Source organism: Lacinutrix chionoecetis, assembly GCF_053604665.1.
In genome coordinates, this window is sequence record NZ_JBSHNQ010000065.1 from 5,001 (window position 1) to 21,087 (window position 16,087).

The window sequence follows — 16,087 nt, forward strand, 5'->3', positions numbered from 1 at the left end:
GGGCCATCGCTCAAAGGATAAAAGGTACTCCGGGGATAACAGGCTGATCTCCCCCAAGAGCTCACATCGACGGGGGGGTTTGGCACCTCGATGTCGGCTCGTCACATCCTGGGGCTGGAGAAGGTCCCAAGGGTTGGGCTGTTCGCCCATTAAAGTGGCACGCGAGCTGGGTTCAGAACGTCGTGAGACAGTTCGGTCTCTATCTACAGTGGGCGTTAGAAATTTGAGTGGATCTGACTCTAGTACGAGAGGACCGAGTTGGACTAACCTCTGGTGTATCTGTTGTTCCGCCAGGAGCATTGCAGAGTAGCTACGTTGGGAAGGGATAAGCGCTGAAAGCATATAAGCGCGAAACCCACCACAAGATGAGATTTCTTTAAAGGGTCGTGGGAGATTACCACGTTGATAGGTCATAGGTGTAAAGGCAGTAATGTCATAGCCGAGTGATACTAATAACCCATAGGCTTATTGTACGCCTGTTTTTTTATAAAGTTCAATAGATATTTATTTTCATGTCAATCACGCTAAGCGTGCTTTTTTCAATATGTTATTTTATACGGTTAAGTATAGTAATATACTATCGCCGAAAGATTTAAGGTGATTACAGCGATAGGGCTCACCTCTTACCATTCCGAACAGAGAAGTTAAGCCTATTTGCGCCGATGGTACTACACTTGTGGGAGAGTAGGTCGTCGCCTTTTTTAGAAATCCTCAGCATTTATTTGTTGAGGATTTTTTGTTTATAATCGGTTTTTATTTTTGAAACTTTAAAAGCGAAGATTATCCTATAACTGTAAATCTAAAAAAAATGATACTGTTTCCTATAAAACAAAAGTTTAATAACAGCTTTTTATAATCATTTTTTTATCTTCAAATTTTCTACTTAATTAAATGAAAACTAATAAACAGTTAGAATTAACTGGTTTCATTATTTTTAAACATGCTATCAAGGATTATATTTAATCCTTTAAAAGCAAAGAAAACAGCACTACTACATAGTAATATTCCAAATATTAATAATGGAATGTAGAGTATTTTTTCTTGGTTACTAAATGCGATATACACGACTGTTGGGCCTAAAAACATAAGAACTAAAGATATTCCCATTTTTTTTAACCCCTTATATAAGACTTCTTTATTTGTTTTCTTTGTCTCCATTTTTTTGAGTATTATAGGCATTAATAGATGCTCTTACATTATTATTTTCCTTTAATAATGCTTCTGCCATAGTTCTGTCAATATTTAGTTCGGACATAAGCATTTTTATACCTCTATCTACTAGCTTATTGTTGCTAAGCTGCATATCTACCATTTTATTCCCTTTTACCTTTTCAAGCTTTATCATGGTACACGTCGTTAGCATATTAAGTACTAATTTTTGAGCGGTGCCAGCTTTCATTCTCGAACTTCCGGTTACGAATTCTGGACCTACTATTACTTCGATTGGAAATTGAGCAGCTTTAGACAACGGACTATTGTGATTACAAGTAATGCACCCAGTAGTAATACCGTTCTTATTGCATTTTTTCAATGCTTCTATAACATACGGCGTAGTGCCTGATGCAGCTATACCTACTACAACATCCTTATCACTAACGTTGCGTGAATTTAAATCTTTCCAACCTTGTTTTTGAGAATCTTCTGCAAACTCTACGGCTTTTCTAATGGCTTTATCTCCTCCGGCTATTAGTCCAATAACCATTTCATGAGGTACGCCAAATGTTGGTGGACATTCTGAGGCGTCTACAATGCCTAAGCGACCGCTGGTGCCTGCTCCCAAATAAAACAATCTCCCTCCATTTTTTAATTTTAAGACAATTTGTTCAATCAATTGTTCGATTTGTGGTATAGCTTTTTCAACTGCATCTGGAACAGTTTTGTCTTCATTATTAATATTTTTTAGGAGCTCTGTGGTACTCATCTTTTCAAGATGATTATATTTTGAGTCTTTTTCTGTAGTTTTTTCAAATGTCATGATTCAAAAATACGATAATTGTGTTTAATTATTGTTGGTAATTGCGTTAGTGGTAGTAGCGGCATCCTTTTTTTTGTTGCATATATGCAAAAAAAAGATATAGTGGATGACACGACGAAAACATGCTTTTTTGCATGTTTTGGTAACGCCCAGATTAAAATATTAAAAATATTATTCTATAAAATAAATTACCTCAGTGGCTTGAGATACTCTAAAGTAACCAAATGGATAATTGTCTGGATTAGTTATGTTGACACAATTGCCGCGAACTGTTGCTGGCTGCACCTCGAACGGTCCACCACCTCCTTCGGAAGTTTGTTGTAGTAGCAGGAACATAAACTCGTAAAATTGTCTTGAAACACCATAATTTTTAATTGCTATTTGATTTCCTACTTGAGTATCTGGATTTGTGTAAAAGGCAAAAATTTGATTTCCGTTTGTAAACTCATCATCATAAACGTCTAAATAGGGATTGGTTTCAAATTCTTCTTTAAATTCGAAAAAATAATAATTTTCTTGGTCTGCAGGGTCTGTATAAAAGGCTTTTATTTCTATTTCGTCACCAGTAAATCCTCCCTCATTATTTTGTTCAACATAGTCTATTTGTGTTACACTTTTCATAGTTTCTGTACCTGTGTATGTTTCGTTGTTGTATGTTATATTAATTGTGTAGGTTTCATTAAGTTGCGGAATAAAAGTAAAACATTCGTAAGTACCATTATTATTGCTGTCGATAAAATTATAGATTGTATTTTGCGTGTCTGTAACATAAACATCAGCTCCTGTTGCTTGAGGTATTTGATTATTAAAAAAAGGAGCCGATAGTGATAGTTTTATAGTTTGGTAGGCTCCTGATGTCGCTTCGAACCAATTAAGCGAAGCGTCGATAACCAATCTTGGCGGTGCATTGGGAACTTCTACCTCAATTACATCTTGGCACGAAGTTGTAATAAAAAGCGATATTAGCACATAAAATAATTTTTTCATTTTTTTTAGAATTTAAAATTATATGAAACTGAGGGTACAACTCCAAAAATAGCCAAACGTGTTGCTTCATTTGTACCTGTTTCTTTATTTTGAGCGAAGGAGATGGATGAGGCGTTACGTCTGTTATAGGCATTGTATATTCCAAAAACCCAAGAACTTTGCAATCCTTCTGTTTTATTTGGTTTTGGTGTGTAAGTGGCGGATAGGTCTAAACGATTATAGCTTGGCAGACGTGTGGAATTTCTGGGACTATAATTTGGTATCACTATCTCATTATAAATATATTGCCCGTTTGGGTATGTTGTTGGACGACCTGTTTGAAACAAAAAATTCACATTAAAATCCCATTTGTAATTTAAATTGTAACTGGTGGTAATGGATAAGTCGTGTGTTTTATCGTAACCTGTATCGTACCAATTACCATTATTAATTCCTGTTTCATTTTGTGAGCGTCCTTCGGTTTTTTGTTCGGATTTTGAAATGGTATAGGCAATCCAGCCTTTAAATTTACCTTCATTTTTTCTAAAGAGCACTTCGAAACCATATGCTCTGGCTTTTCCGTTTAAAATCACTTGTTCTATAGCATCATTTGCTATAAGATTTGCTCCATCGATATAATCGATTCTATTCTTTACGTCTTTATAGTAGGTTTCTAATTCTAAAGAGAAATCGCCTTCTTTAAAATTTTTAAAATAGCCAACAGCATATTGATCTAAAAATTGCGGTTTTACGTACTTACCACTTGGCGTCCAGACATCTAATGGTGTTGGTGAGCTAGTATTAGATAATAAATGTAAGTATTGCGACATTCTGTTATAGCTTGCTTTTACAGATGCATTACGATTAATTTGATAGGCTGCTGAAAAACGAGGTTCTAAATTTAGAAATGACTTTATAGTTTCACTTTGGCTAAAAGACTCTGTATTTATAGGATCTGCACTTTGGTATATTTGAAAGTTGTCGTTAAAGGTAACGGGTTGATTATTTTCATAAACGTTTAATTCAGTCTGTCCTAAACGGAGAAAAGAACTTAATCTTAAGCCATAGGCAAGTGTTAATTTTTTTGAAACTTTATGCTCGGCATCTAAATATACTGCATTTTCAAAAGCGTACTTATCGATTAATTTATCGGCATTTATTCCAGAAGTTGGAGTAGAAGGTTCAATTTCTCCAGGATTGAATTTATAATAGATACTATTTAATCCGTATTGTAATTTAAATTTATTATTAATGTAATGCTTTAAATCGTACTTAAGATTGAAATTCCTTATACCAGAATTAAAATTAAATTCTACAAACTCTAAATCCAGACCATAATAATAATCGGAATAAATAAGCGATATGTTTGAGAATAATTTATCTGAAAACAGATGATTCCATCTAAAATTTAAAATTGTATTTCCGTAGGTGTTTCTGAAACTTTCAGACAAGCTAAAAACATCTCTCCCAAAATATCCAGATAAGTAAATATTATTATTATCGTTAATATTATAGCTGAGCTTGGTGTTTAAATCATAAAAATAGGCGATATTATCGATATCGAATAGCGGAAGGAATAGATGTGCATACGAGCTTCGTCCACCTAAAAGAAATGATCCTTTTTCTTTTTTTAAAGGGCCTTCTATAAGTAATCTGCTCGACACTAAGCCAATTCCACCATTGGCATGAAACTCTCTGTTATTTCCGTCTTTTTGATAGATATCTAATACGGAAGAAACCCTACCTCCATACCGAGCAGGAATACCTCCTTTATATAATTTCAAATCTTTAATCGCATCTGGATTGAATACAGAAAATAGTCCAAAGAGATGTGAGGAGTTAAAAACAGTTGCTTCGTCTAAAAGTATTAAATTTTGATCTGCTGCACCACCACGAACATTAAACCCAGATGAACCTTCACCAGCATTGGTAACACCAGGTAATAATGTAATGGCCTTGATAACATCTGCTTCTCCAAGAACTACAGGAATTTGTTTTATGGTCGATGATGAGAGCGTGTTCACACTCATTTGAGGCTTTTTAAGGTCTAATTTTTCTATGTTCTTTGTTATAACTACCTCTTCTAAACTTTCTGTTGCAGCAGATAACGTAAAATTCACTTTTAAATCTTTATCGAGAGTGATATTTTGAGTTTTATTGCTAAAACCAATATAACTTAATACTAAATTATATTGCCCTTCAGGTAATGTTATAGAATAGAAACCATATTCGTTTGTTATGGTTCCAGCATTTTGATCTGGAAATAATATATTAACACCAATTAAAGTTTCGTTACTTATTTCTTCTCGCACTGTACCGCTTAGAGTAAATTTTTCTTGAGCGAGAAGGAAACTTATTTTAGAGCATAAGAAGATGAGTATTAATAATTTTGTTCTAATCATTTATAGCATTTTTTCAAAAGTAAAAGTATAAAAAAAGCTCCCTATTACAGGAGCTTTTAACAATATTAATATCGAGCTATTATTTATTTATGATAGCATTAAAAGTTGTGTTAGGACGCATTGCAGCGTTTGTTAACTTTTCGTTTGGCTCATAATAACCACCAATATTTACTGGCTTACCTTGTATTTCGTTTAATTCTTTAACGATTTTAGTTTCATTTTCCTCTAACTCTTTGGCAATTATTGCGAATTGCGAGGCTAAGTCCTTATCCTCTGTTTGTTGCGCTAATTCTTGTGCCCAATATAATGCCAAGTAAAAATGAGAGCCCCTATTATCCAATTCTCCAGCCTTACGAGATGGTCCTTTTTTATTTTCTAATAATTTTTCGGTAGCATTGTCTAAAGCTTCACCCAAAATTTTTGCTTTTGGATTGTTATTTACATCGCTAAAATGCTCTAAAGAGACAGCTAATGCTAAAAACTCACCCAAAGAATCCCAACGCAGATGATTTTCTTCAACAAACTGTTGTACGTGTTTTGGTGCAGATCCACCAGCACCAGTTTCAAATAAACCACCTCCATTCATTAATGGCACTATAGATAACATTTTCGCACTTGTGCCAACTTCGAGAATTGGAAACAAATCGGTTAAGTAATCGCGTAATACATTACCAGAAACTGAAATAGTATCTTTGCCCTCTTTTAACCTTTTACAGGTAAAAATAGTAGCATCAATAGGAGATAAGATTCTAATATCTAACCCGTTTGTGTCGTGATCTTTTAAATAAGTGTTAACTTTTTTAATTAGTTGCGCATCGTGTGCTCTCTTTTTATCTAACCAAAAAACGGCAGGTGTTTCCGATGCTCTTGCTCTGGTTACAGCCAGTTTTACCCAATCTTGAATTGGCGCATCTTTTACCTGGCACATTCTCCAAATATCTCCAGCTTCAACGTTATGAGAGAGTAGCGTGTTTGAGTTGCTATCTATAACTTCAACTTTTCCTTTAGTTTCAATTTCAAAGGTTTTATCATGAGAGCCATATTCTTCAGCTTTTTGAGCCATTAAACCAACGTTTGGAACTGTTCCCATTGTTGTAGGATCGAAGGCACCATTTTCTTTACAAAAGTTTATTGTTGCTGTGTAAATTCCAGCATAACTACTATCTGGAATAACAGCTTTTGTGTCTTGAGATTTTCCATCAGCATTCCACATTTTTCCTGAGTTACGAATCATTGCTGGCATAGATGCATCTATAATAACATCACTTGGCACATGTAAATTGGTTATTCCTCTATCGCTATTTACCATGGCTAAATCTGCGCTATGCTCTAAAGCATAACGAATATCTTCTTTAATTTTTTCGTGCTTATTTTCTGGCAATTGGTGGAGGCTACTTAATAAATTTCCAAAACCGTTATTAACATCTACACCAATTTTATCGAATGTTTTGCCATGTTTATCAAATAAGTCTTTAAAAAATACGCGAACAGCGTGCCCAAATATAATAGGGTCGCTTACTTTCATCATTGTCGCTTTCATGTGCAACGAAAATAACACTCCTTTATCTAAAGCGTCCTCAACTTGTTCTTCTAAAAAGCTGATTAAAGCTTTTTTACTCATTATTGTTGCATCAATAATTTCACCTTGTTGTAGCCCCAAATCATCTTTTAAAATTGTCTTATTACCTTTTGAGTCTGTGTGTTGAATTTTTACAGAAGTTGCCTCTTCGATTGTTACAGACTTTTCATTATGGGCAAAGTCACCTTTGCTCATTGTCGCAACGTGAGATTTTGAATCTTTAGACCAAGCTCCCATTGAGTGAGGATTCTTTTTAGCGTAATTTTTTACGGCTTTTGGTGCACGTCTATCACTGTTTCCTTCACGTAATACTGGATTTACAGCACTACCTTTAATTTTATCATATCTCGATTTTATTTCTTTTTCTTCTGCATTTTCAGGCTCATCCGGATAATTTGGTATGTTAAAACCTTGTTCCTGTAATTCTGCTATCGCTGCTTTTAATTGCGGAATTGAGGCACTAATATTTGGTAGCTTTATAATATTAGCTTCAGGTTTTTTTGCTAATTCGCCTAAAAAAGCTAAGTCGTCACTAACCTTTTGATCATCTTTTAAAAAATCTGGAAATACTGCTAAAATTCTGGCAGCTAATGAAATATCTTTAGTTTCGATATCTATTCCTGAAGATTTCACGAAAGCTTTTACTATTGGTAAAAAAGAACGTGTTGCTAAAGCTGGAGCTTCATCTGTTTTTGTATAAATGATTTTTGGTGTTGTTGACATATAAATAAGATGTTTTAATTGGTAAAATCCCGAAACGTTTCGGGATTGCGAATATACGAAATTAAGAGACTAATTTAAAGCTTGAAGTAAGTGACTTAACAGGATTTGTAAAGACTTTGATTATCTGTCTTTCATTTTATGAAATTAATAATTTTTAGTCCTTAAAATTATTCAATTATAATATTGTAATCTTTTAAAAGTCCGAAAATTTCGGATTTAAGAAATTTAGCACCTTCTATTTGGTTTTTTGATGGGGAAATAGCATAGTTGTAAGACGTTTTAAAATTTACTTGTTGTAAGTTAGTGTTATCGAAAACAGCCTGATCTAAATTGCAGTTAGCAAAGATGGATTGTTTTAAATTGGTATTTGTAAAATCGGTTTTCTCTAATTTACAATCTTTAAATAGGGTGTTATTAAGTTTCAAATTGTAGAAAGAGGCGAAATTAAGCACACAACTTTTAAAAGTCATGGCTAATAAAAATGAATCACATTCGTTAAAAGGAACGCCTAAAAGTTTACAGTTACTAAATGTAACATTTTTAAAAGAAGCCTCCTTAAGTTTTACTGAGCTAAAGTTGCAATCTATAAACTCGCATTCTAAAAATGAAATACCGCTTAAGAACGTGTCGCTGAAATTACAATTTATAAATGTGCAATTGTCGTATTCGGCTTTTGCCAGATTTGATAGGGTATAATCTTTAGAAGTAAAAGTTTTATCTATTATAAAGGGTAGGTTCATGCTGCAAAAGTATTGTTTTTATTAATTTCTTTTGAAAATAGAAATTAATATAATACAATGTGTAAACCTTATTGAATTTTATTAAAAACAAAAGCCATAACACAATAGATCTAACTATTAGAATTATGGCTTTTTTGAGATAACATCAACTGATCTATTTAGCTTTCACTAACTCGATCTAAAACGTAAGTTTTACATCTTTTCGATTCAAAATCTGTTAAATCAATGATACATTTGGGTAACTTTCAAAATGTATTGACCTGTTACGCCTCAGTACCTGTAATTGTTTTTCTTGAAACTTTAATTTGTGTACTTCACTTTCGCGAGGTATGTAGTTTAAAGTCTTGTTTCGTCCTTTCGTATTCACTTTCGATCTCTACTACTGTTTCAGAAACTTTCAATTTATTAAATTACAACCTGAAAAACATACTGTAATTTTATAAATATCATGATTTTTCAATAATCATATCTACATATGGTATTTTCAAAATCTCAAAAAACAATCAATACTTAAAATTAAATTTTAAGTACTTATTTTAAAACTCATTAGTTATTTGCATAACAAAGTTTTAAAATCAATTAAATATAAATTCTAAAATAAATTTAGAAACCAACGCGGAGGTTGTTATTAATTGTTCTACTAAAGTACATTATAACTTCAAGATATCCAAAGATTTTAACATTCTATTTATCAACAAGTTATAAGCTTAGGTTATTAACAATTGTTTATAACCAAAAAAGCCTAACTTGTTTAAGTTAGGCTTATTAATGTTATTTAAAAGGAGGCGATTGTTATCTTCTCGCTTCTTTAATTCTTGCTTTTTTACCAGTAAGACCTCTAAAGTAAAAGATTCTTGCTCTACGAACTTTACCTCTTTTGTTTACTTCAATCTTCTGTAATGCTGGTAAGTTTACTGGGAAAATACGTTCTACTCCAGTTGTTCCAGACATTTTTCTAATTGTAAAAGTTTCTGATGTTCCAGTTCCTCTTCTTTGTAATACTACACCTCTAAAAAACTGTGTTCTACTTTTTTCACCTTCACGAATTTCGTAGTATACTGTAATTGTATCTCCTGCCGAAAATTCTGGAAAGTCTTTTGTTGGTACAAATTCGTCTTGTACAAATTTTATTAAAGATTCCATCTTTATTTGTTTTTTATAATTAATTCAGAACAACATGCACGTACATCGCCAGAGGTTAACCCGAAATTGGGTGCAAAAATAAGTATTAAATACTAATTTGCAATAAATAATTTGTTTTTTTTAATGTTTAATATTTACGGCTGAGACAGAACAAATTGGAGTCTTTTTTTTCCTGTTTCATAGAGGATAATAGGTAAAAACAGACTGAACAAAAATTATTTTGGTTGTATTGGTATCCAAACAGTTTCTTCAGAATCTGGACTATTGCGTTTTGTTTTTTCTCCTAAAACATTAAAATGTGGTCTGTTGTCTAATTTATATATGGATTTTGGAAGGTAATCTGTATAGATGTACTGCATGAGTTTACCAAAATCTTGAGGCAGACCTTTATAGTTAAATACAGCATATAGGCCAGACTCTAATTCTAAGGTTTTAATGTTATCTGGTAGCGTTTCGTAGTTTTCTACTTCTACTGCAACCCACTTTATAAATGTGTTGTTTGGATTAAACTGTTTTAAATACTCATGGTCATAAATTAAAACTTCGTAAATATCGTTTCCAATTGTATTTTGAATGTTTTTACGTATGGGCATAAACCCAGAGAATAATTGAAATGTTTTATTCTCTGTTAACGACATTTCTATAGCGTGTCCTACAAGTTTTTTGTTATTAATAGTTACTATTTCTGGCTTTTCATTCATTATTTCTTTAGTTTTTACACAGTAAATAGCGTTGCGCAATACGCCTGTGATAAATCTATTCTCATTAATTTAATCGTTTAATAAATCTGGACGACGCTCTTTTGTGCGTTTGTATGCCTGTTCTTCCCGCCACTTTTCAATATTTGCTGCGTGACCGCTAAATAAAACTTCTGGTACCTTATAACCCTTATAGTCTCTTGGTTTAGTATAAATTGGTGGTGCTAACAAATTATCTTGAAAAGAATCGGTTAGGGCAGAGGTCTCATTACCCAAAACGCCAGGAATAAGCCTAATTACTGCATCGCACAAAACGGCTGCTCCTAATTCGCCACCAGATAGTACATAATCACCTATGGAGATTTCTTTAGTTACAAACATATCACGAACACGTTGGTCTACACCTTTGTAATGACCACAAAGAATAATAATATTTTCTTTTAAGGATAGTGTGTTTGCTATGCTTTGATTTAAGGTATTACCATCTGGAGTCATGTATATAACTTCGTCGTAATCGCGTTGTGCTTTTAAAGCTGTGATGCACTTGTCTATGGGTTCGCAAGTCATTACCATTCCTGCACCACCACCAAATTGCGTGTCGTCTACAGACTTGTAATTGTCTGTGGTATAATCTCTTAAATTATGAAAGTGAACCGAAACCAGATTAGCTTCTATTGCGCGCTTTAATATGGAAGCTTCAAATGGGCTTTTTAATAATTCTGGTAAAACGGTTATTATGTCTATTCTCATTGTTTTATTCTCTTAGCACAAAGATAGTTGAATTGATTAATAACTATTCTATCCGCGTCATGAAGTAAGACATTTTAAAATCCATGTCGTCAATAACAGCATCAAAAAAAATGTTATTGTTTTCAATTTTAGTGATGTCAACTCTCATTTTCTTTCCTATGAAAACTTGATAAGCAGGATTTTCACTATTTGTCTTTAGGTATGTAAAAATATAAGAACAATGGTCAATCCATTCTATAGATCCTGTGAATATTTCTCCTGTATTAAGGTTCAATTCTGTTTGTTCTGTTTCGGTTCTTTCAATAATACAACGTAGGTCTATACGATCATCGTTTAATTGAAATTTTCCAATATGCAGTGAATTACAATCTTGAGCGAAACTGAAATTAACAGTTAAAAATAAAACGATGGTGAGTTTCAGGGCATTCTTCATTTGTAAAATAGACTTTGTTATTTGTTGTTAACCTTATTGATAATCTCTGGGTTTATTTCTGTTAATGCTTTGGCAAATTCAACTTCATGTTTTGGAGAAAGTACCAGAGATTCAAAGGTATTATAAATTATTTCAATTCTATCGAAAGATGGAGCAGGAGAAGATAAGAGAATACTTGTTCGTGCTACAGATTTAATTTTATAAATACTAATCTCTTTATTATAAAGAACACCACATTTTATAATGAGGTCTGTTTTATTAATAATATACTTAATTGAAAGATTTAGATAGATAACATAACCAATAATTAAAGCTGAAAAAATTCCAAAAGCCCAATACATTGTACTTGGAGCGTTTTTATAATAGGCTAAAAATAATAATCCAGCACACATGAGTGAAATAATGATAATTAAGCTGTGTCCTATTTTAGATTTATAAACTTTCATTTTCCCAAATATAGTGCAAATCTTTATCCTGTTTCCAATTTAAACCTTCGTATAAATGTTGTGCAGGATTGTCTTTTTCAGTTTGAAGGACTACAAATTTATAACAATCTTCTTTTGCTTTTCTTTTTGCTTGATTTAATAGCGCTACACCAAACCCTTGTTTTCTATAGTTTTTAGCAACATACAAATCGTTTAAAATATAAAGCGGTTTCATAGAAATAGAAGTAAAACTATGGAATAATTGCATAAAACCTACGGCTATATCTTCAGTATAAGCGATATAAATAATAGTGTCTTGTTTTTCTAAACGTTCTTTTAACCATTTTTTTGCACCTTCTATATTGCTTGTTCTTTTATAGAATACTCTGTAGCCATCGAACAATGGTAATAGATCGTTAAGGTGTTGTATTTCGGCTTTAACTATAATCATAATTTTTTAATGGGCTCGTATAGCTTATAGTATTACATAAAAAAAATCTGTAACCGAAGTTACAGATTTTATTTGTATTCAAAAATCGTGCTTAATTAAAAATTACATAGTAAGTAAACAATACCTATTAATACCGTAGCTATTCTTAATTAGAATTTTTATGCTTGTTTATTTCGTCCTGCAATTGTCTGCGTACTTTTTGCTCACGTTCTAATGCAATACGTCTGTGTTCTTCAAATTCCTCTTCAGTTTCTGCTAATGCTATTTTAGCGTCTCTGGTAATGGCGTTGCTATTTTTAAATCGATACATAAAAAACAAAGCTAAAGCCAATAATCCTGCAATTATAGACCACATAAGCCCATTGTAACCGCTTTTACTCATTTGTAATCCAAATAAAGACATGCTGTCTTTCTCTGTATTAGTTTGCTCTAAAGTACCTTGAGTAGATGTTAAACTCGTTTTTAATTTAGAAATTTCTTGCTCTTGTTTAGTCACCACAGCTTTTGTTTCGTTTAGCGACTTATGTACAGCTTTAAGAGAATCTATAGTGTTAGATTTTAACTTATCTATCCATTGTATTTTTACTACTTCGTATCGTTGACCACGTTCATCTCTCCAGCCATTAGATTTTTCTGTTAAATATTGAAATTGACTGTCTATGGTACCGCTATCTAAAGACAATTTGTCTTCTGCAGCATCATTTGCATTAGTATCTTGGGCTTGAAGTTGAAACGTAAAAAAGGTTAATGATAAAAGTAAAAATGCTTTAGTTAAATTCATTGTTATAAAATTGGTTGTTTTTCTGCTGCAAAAATAAAGAATATAGTTTAGTTTATTGGCAAAAAGTTTAAATGAGTTAAGAGTATAATACTACAAAAGCCTCACAAATTGTGAAGCTTATATATATACGTTAAAAAAGTACAGATTAGATGTTAATGGTACTTAATTCTGTTGTGTTTTGAATATTGGTACTGTCTAAATTGTATTGATAAACACCAGACTCACCTACTAATATTAACAAGTTTTCCTGAATGATAACATCGAAAGCGTCACGATTAATACTATGGACTAATTGTGCATTTTCAGGGTTTGAAATGTCGAAAATTTTTACTTCATCGTCGCAAACAATAAGGTAATCGTTATACAGCCCTAACCCAATTGGGCGTGTAAGATTTCTGGTAGAGAGCAATACCGGATTTTGTAAATCTTCAACATTATAAATTTGTAATTGGTTTAATGTATTACCACAACCAATGTCTGAGTGTAAGGTTACAAAGGCATGCGTAAAGTTTGCAACCACAGGATCGCATGCCGTAAAATGCTGTGCTTCTGATAGATATTCTGGTGTCTCAGGAGTTGCAACACTATAAATATACATGCCGTTTTGCGACCCTATAAAAAGATATTCTTTATAGTTAAAAAGCGTTTCAATATTAAAACCTATAGGGACTTCGTTAACCTGTACAGGTTGTTCGTTGTCTAAAATACTAAAGACATTTAAATCTTGATTATCTACTGTATAAAGGTAGTTGTTAAACAATGCAAAACGTGCTAAAGACCCACCTTGACCAATTGAATTATCGGAAAATGCAGAAGTATTATTACTTGTATTTGAATCTGAATCGCAACCCAAAAACACGAATAAAATTAGTATGATGCTATATTTTTTCATGGTTATTCTATTAAAGTCCAGTTAATAATTACTTCGTTTTCTGCTGTATTATGGTAACAACAATTGCTTGGTGAGGCTAACTCAGGGAATGTATTAACAATGCGTTTTGTGATTTCGATAGTGCTGTTTTCAAAATTTGGTTTTATAGCTATTAAATCTGTTGCATTATTAATGTACAGCATTTCATTTTTTGTACTTAAATCTGAAGAACCCAAAACCTTCAAAAAAGCAATGTTTACAGGTGCTGAAGGATTAGAATTGTCAAAAACATGAAATCCTTTATTTGGTTGATTTATGAACAAATAACCATCTTTTACATAAATTTTTCCAGTTTCAGATATGGGTTCTGGTGGTAGAAGTAGCGTGGCGTTTTCAAACTCGGTTCTAAGCATGGTAACAGCTTCGTATTGCTGTAAAGGTTGAAAGTTTGGGTTTACAAAATCGTCGTCTGCAGTATTCCAAAAGCAAGAATTTAAAACTATAGTCATAAAAAGCAAAATGACTTTAACAGTTGGTTTTTTCATTTGTTAGCGTTTTAATTATAGATGCGAGCGGTTAAAAATGGTTGCGTTGAATTATGTTAAAAGAACTATTAAACAAAAAAAATCTCACATGTTATTGTGAGATTTTTATGTGTGCTCCAATTAGTCTGGAGTTATATAAACGTTGTAAACTATTAGTAATAGGTATAGCGTCTTACTTTAGCTATATGTTTCGCTAAGCGAATAACCTGATGGCTGTATCCATACTCATTATCGTACCACACGTAAAGAATAGCATTTTTTCCATCTTTTCTAACAATTGTTGCCTTACTATCGTAAATAGAAGGAGCAGAGCTACCAACAATATCGCTTGATACTAACTCATCACTCATTTCGTATTTAATTTGTTCAACTAAATCTCCTTCAAGCGCATATTTTTTTAAAGTAGAATTAATACTGTCTATACTTGCTTTAGTTTTTAGTTCTAAATTTAAAATTGCTAAAGAACCATTAGGTACAGGAACACGAATTGCGTTGGATGTTAATTTACCTTCAAAACTTGGTAATGCTTTAGAAACAGCAGCACCAGCGCCAGTTTCTGTAATCACCATGTTTAATGCCGCAGCACGACCACGTCTGTATTTTTTATGAAAATTATCTACTAAATTCTGGTCGTTTGTATAAGCATGTATCGTTTCTAAATGTCCGCTTTTTACTCCATAAGTATCTTCAATGGCCTTTAAAACAGGAGTAATTGCATTAGTAGTACAAGAAGCAGCTGAAAATATATCTACTGTATCTGGATTGTTCTCTAAGTGGTTTACTCCATGTACTATATTTGGAATTCCTTTTCCAGGAGCAGTTAGTAAAACTTTATTTGCGCCAGGAGAGTTTTTTAAACGTGTTAAAGCTTCTTTATCTCTAAATGCACCTGTGTTATCTATAATTAATGCATCTTTAATATCATATTTAGTATAATCGATATCCTCTGGTTGGTTGGCAGCGATAACACGAACTGTTGTACCATTAATAATTAGAGACTCGTTTTCTAAATCTACAGCCACCGTTCCAGAAAATTCGCCATGAACAGAATCGTTACGTAATAACGAAGCTCTTTTTTCTAAAACGGTAGCATCGTTTTTGCCACGTGTTACAATTGCACGTAAACGTAATTGGCTACCTTTTCCTGTACGTGTCATTAATTCGCGAGCTACTAAACGACCAATACGACCAAAACCATAAAGCACAACATCTTTTGGTGTAATTTCTTCTGTTGCACTTGCACCTTTTAATTTGCTTGCTACAAATGCCATAGCATTGGTGTGTTCTTGCTCTTCTAAATGGTATTCGTAAGTTAATTTACCAATATCCAGTTTTGCTGGTGGAACATCTAAAGTTTTAATAGCTTGAGCAATTTCTACAGAATCAAAAACCGAGATTGGCTTTTGCACAAATTCACCAGCATATTCATGTAGGTTTAATATCTCGCTAACATTTCTATCTATTAATTGATTTCTAAAAAGCACCAATTCTATAGATTTGTCGTACCAAAGGTCGCTAACAATCTTAATAAATTCTACGGTAGCACGACGTCTGTCGGCTTGAAAAGCTAATTCGTTTTCATAGGTTTCTTTAACTGGCATTCGT

General features: G+C 32.7%; 16 protein-coding genes and 2 rRNA genes (1 of these 18 running past the window's edge). 2 read left to right on the forward strand and 16 right to left on the reverse strand.

Annotated features, from left to right (window positions below):
* Together ACVC43_RS02485 and rrf are read left to right on the forward strand one after the other, a co-directional pair.
* Positions 1-473 (forward strand): 23S ribosomal RNA (locus tag ACVC43_RS02485); it begins 2,348 nt to the left of the window's first position.
* 120 nt (positions 474-593) lie between these two features.
* Positions 594-701: ribosomal RNA gene (gene rrf / locus ACVC43_RS02490) — 5S ribosomal RNA — on the forward strand.
* 214 nt (positions 702-915) lie between these two features.
* Here the strand turns inward: rrf and ACVC43_RS02495 are convergent.
* The 16 genes from ACVC43_RS02495 to ACVC43_RS02570 all read right to left on the reverse strand — a co-directional run bounded on the left by ACVC43_RS02495 (position 916) and on the right by ACVC43_RS02570 (position 16,083).
* Positions 916-1,107, reverse strand: a complete 192-nt coding sequence (locus tag ACVC43_RS02495) for a DUF6095 family protein (RefSeq protein ID WP_452222985.1) — start codon at positions 1,105-1,107, stop codon at positions 916-918.
* 28 nt (positions 1,108-1,135) lie between these two features.
* Positions 1,136-1,975: an N-acetylmuramic acid 6-phosphate etherase gene (murQ, locus tag ACVC43_RS02500; protein WP_452222986.1), complete on the reverse strand. Its 840-nt coding sequence runs from the start codon at positions 1,973-1,975 to the stop codon at positions 1,136-1,138.
* Between the two features lie 171 nt (positions 1,976-2,146).
* A complete protein-coding gene (locus ACVC43_RS02505) occupies positions 2,147-2,962 on the reverse strand; it encodes a DUF4249 domain-containing protein (protein ID WP_452222987.1) in 816 nt (271 codons plus the stop codon).
* A gap of 5 nt (positions 2,963-2,967) precedes the next feature.
* Positions 2,968-5,343, reverse strand: coding sequence for a TonB-dependent receptor (locus ACVC43_RS02510; protein ID WP_452222988.1), 2,376 nt, complete (start codon positions 5,341-5,343; stop codon positions 2,968-2,970).
* A 79-nt stretch (positions 5,344-5,422) separates the two neighbouring features.
* Positions 5,423-7,645: an NADP-dependent isocitrate dehydrogenase gene (locus ACVC43_RS02515; RefSeq protein ID WP_452222989.1), complete on the reverse strand. Its 2,223-nt coding sequence runs from the start codon at positions 7,643-7,645 to the stop codon at positions 5,423-5,425.
* 167 nt (positions 7,646-7,812) lie between these two features.
* Entirely contained in the window at positions 7,813-8,385 is a 573-nt protein-coding gene (locus ACVC43_RS02520) for a pentapeptide repeat-containing protein (RefSeq protein WP_452222990.1), read from the reverse strand.
* 792 nt (positions 8,386-9,177) lie between these two features.
* Positions 9,178-9,528, reverse strand: coding sequence for a 50S ribosomal protein L19 (gene rplS / locus ACVC43_RS02525; protein ID WP_452222991.1), 351 nt, complete (start codon positions 9,526-9,528; stop codon positions 9,178-9,180).
* Positions 9,529-9,743: 215 nt separating this feature from the next.
* Positions 9,744-10,229: a GyrI-like domain-containing protein gene (locus tag ACVC43_RS02530; protein WP_452222992.1), complete on the reverse strand. Its 486-nt coding sequence runs from the start codon at positions 10,227-10,229 to the stop codon at positions 9,744-9,746.
* 69 nt (positions 10,230-10,298) lie between these two features.
* On the reverse strand, positions 10,299-10,976 hold the full coding sequence (gene trmD, locus ACVC43_RS02535) for a tRNA (guanosine(37)-N1)-methyltransferase TrmD (RefSeq protein ID WP_452222993.1): 678 nt from the start codon (positions 10,974-10,976) through the stop codon (positions 10,299-10,301).
* 43 nt (positions 10,977-11,019) lie between these two features.
* A complete protein-coding gene (locus tag ACVC43_RS02540) occupies positions 11,020-11,409 on the reverse strand; it encodes a hypothetical protein (RefSeq protein WP_452222994.1) in 390 nt (129 codons plus the stop codon).
* 17 nt (positions 11,410-11,426) lie between these two features.
* The gene (locus ACVC43_RS02545; protein WP_452222995.1) at positions 11,427-11,855 is read right to left on the reverse strand and encodes a PH domain-containing protein; all 429 of its coding nucleotides are present in this window, start codon (positions 11,853-11,855) and stop codon (positions 11,427-11,429) included.
* Entirely contained in the window at positions 11,842-12,285 is a 444-nt protein-coding gene (locus ACVC43_RS02550) for a GNAT family N-acetyltransferase (RefSeq protein WP_452222996.1), read from the reverse strand. The genes ACVC43_RS02545 and ACVC43_RS02550 overlap by 14 nt, the downstream gene beginning before the upstream one ends.
* Positions 12,286-12,430: 145 nt before the next feature.
* Positions 12,431-13,066 (reverse strand): tRNA (guanine-N1)-methyltransferase, encoded by a 636-nt coding sequence (locus ACVC43_RS02555; RefSeq protein ID WP_452222997.1) that lies wholly within the window; start codon positions 13,064-13,066, stop codon positions 12,431-12,433.
* A gap of 145 nt (positions 13,067-13,211) precedes the next feature.
* Entirely contained in the window at positions 13,212-13,958 is a 747-nt protein-coding gene (locus tag ACVC43_RS02560; RefSeq protein WP_452222998.1) for a hypothetical protein, read from the reverse strand.
* 2 nt (positions 13,959-13,960) lie between these two features.
* Complete coding sequence (locus ACVC43_RS02565; RefSeq protein WP_452222999.1) at positions 13,961-14,482, reverse strand: hypothetical protein; 522 nt, start codon at positions 14,480-14,482, stop codon at positions 13,961-13,963.
* Between the two features lie 152 nt (positions 14,483-14,634).
* Positions 14,635-16,083 (reverse strand): glyceraldehyde-3-phosphate dehydrogenase, encoded by a 1,449-nt coding sequence (locus tag ACVC43_RS02570; protein WP_452223000.1) that lies wholly within the window; start codon positions 16,081-16,083, stop codon positions 14,635-14,637.
* Between the last annotated feature and the right edge of the window lie 4 nt (positions 16,084-16,087).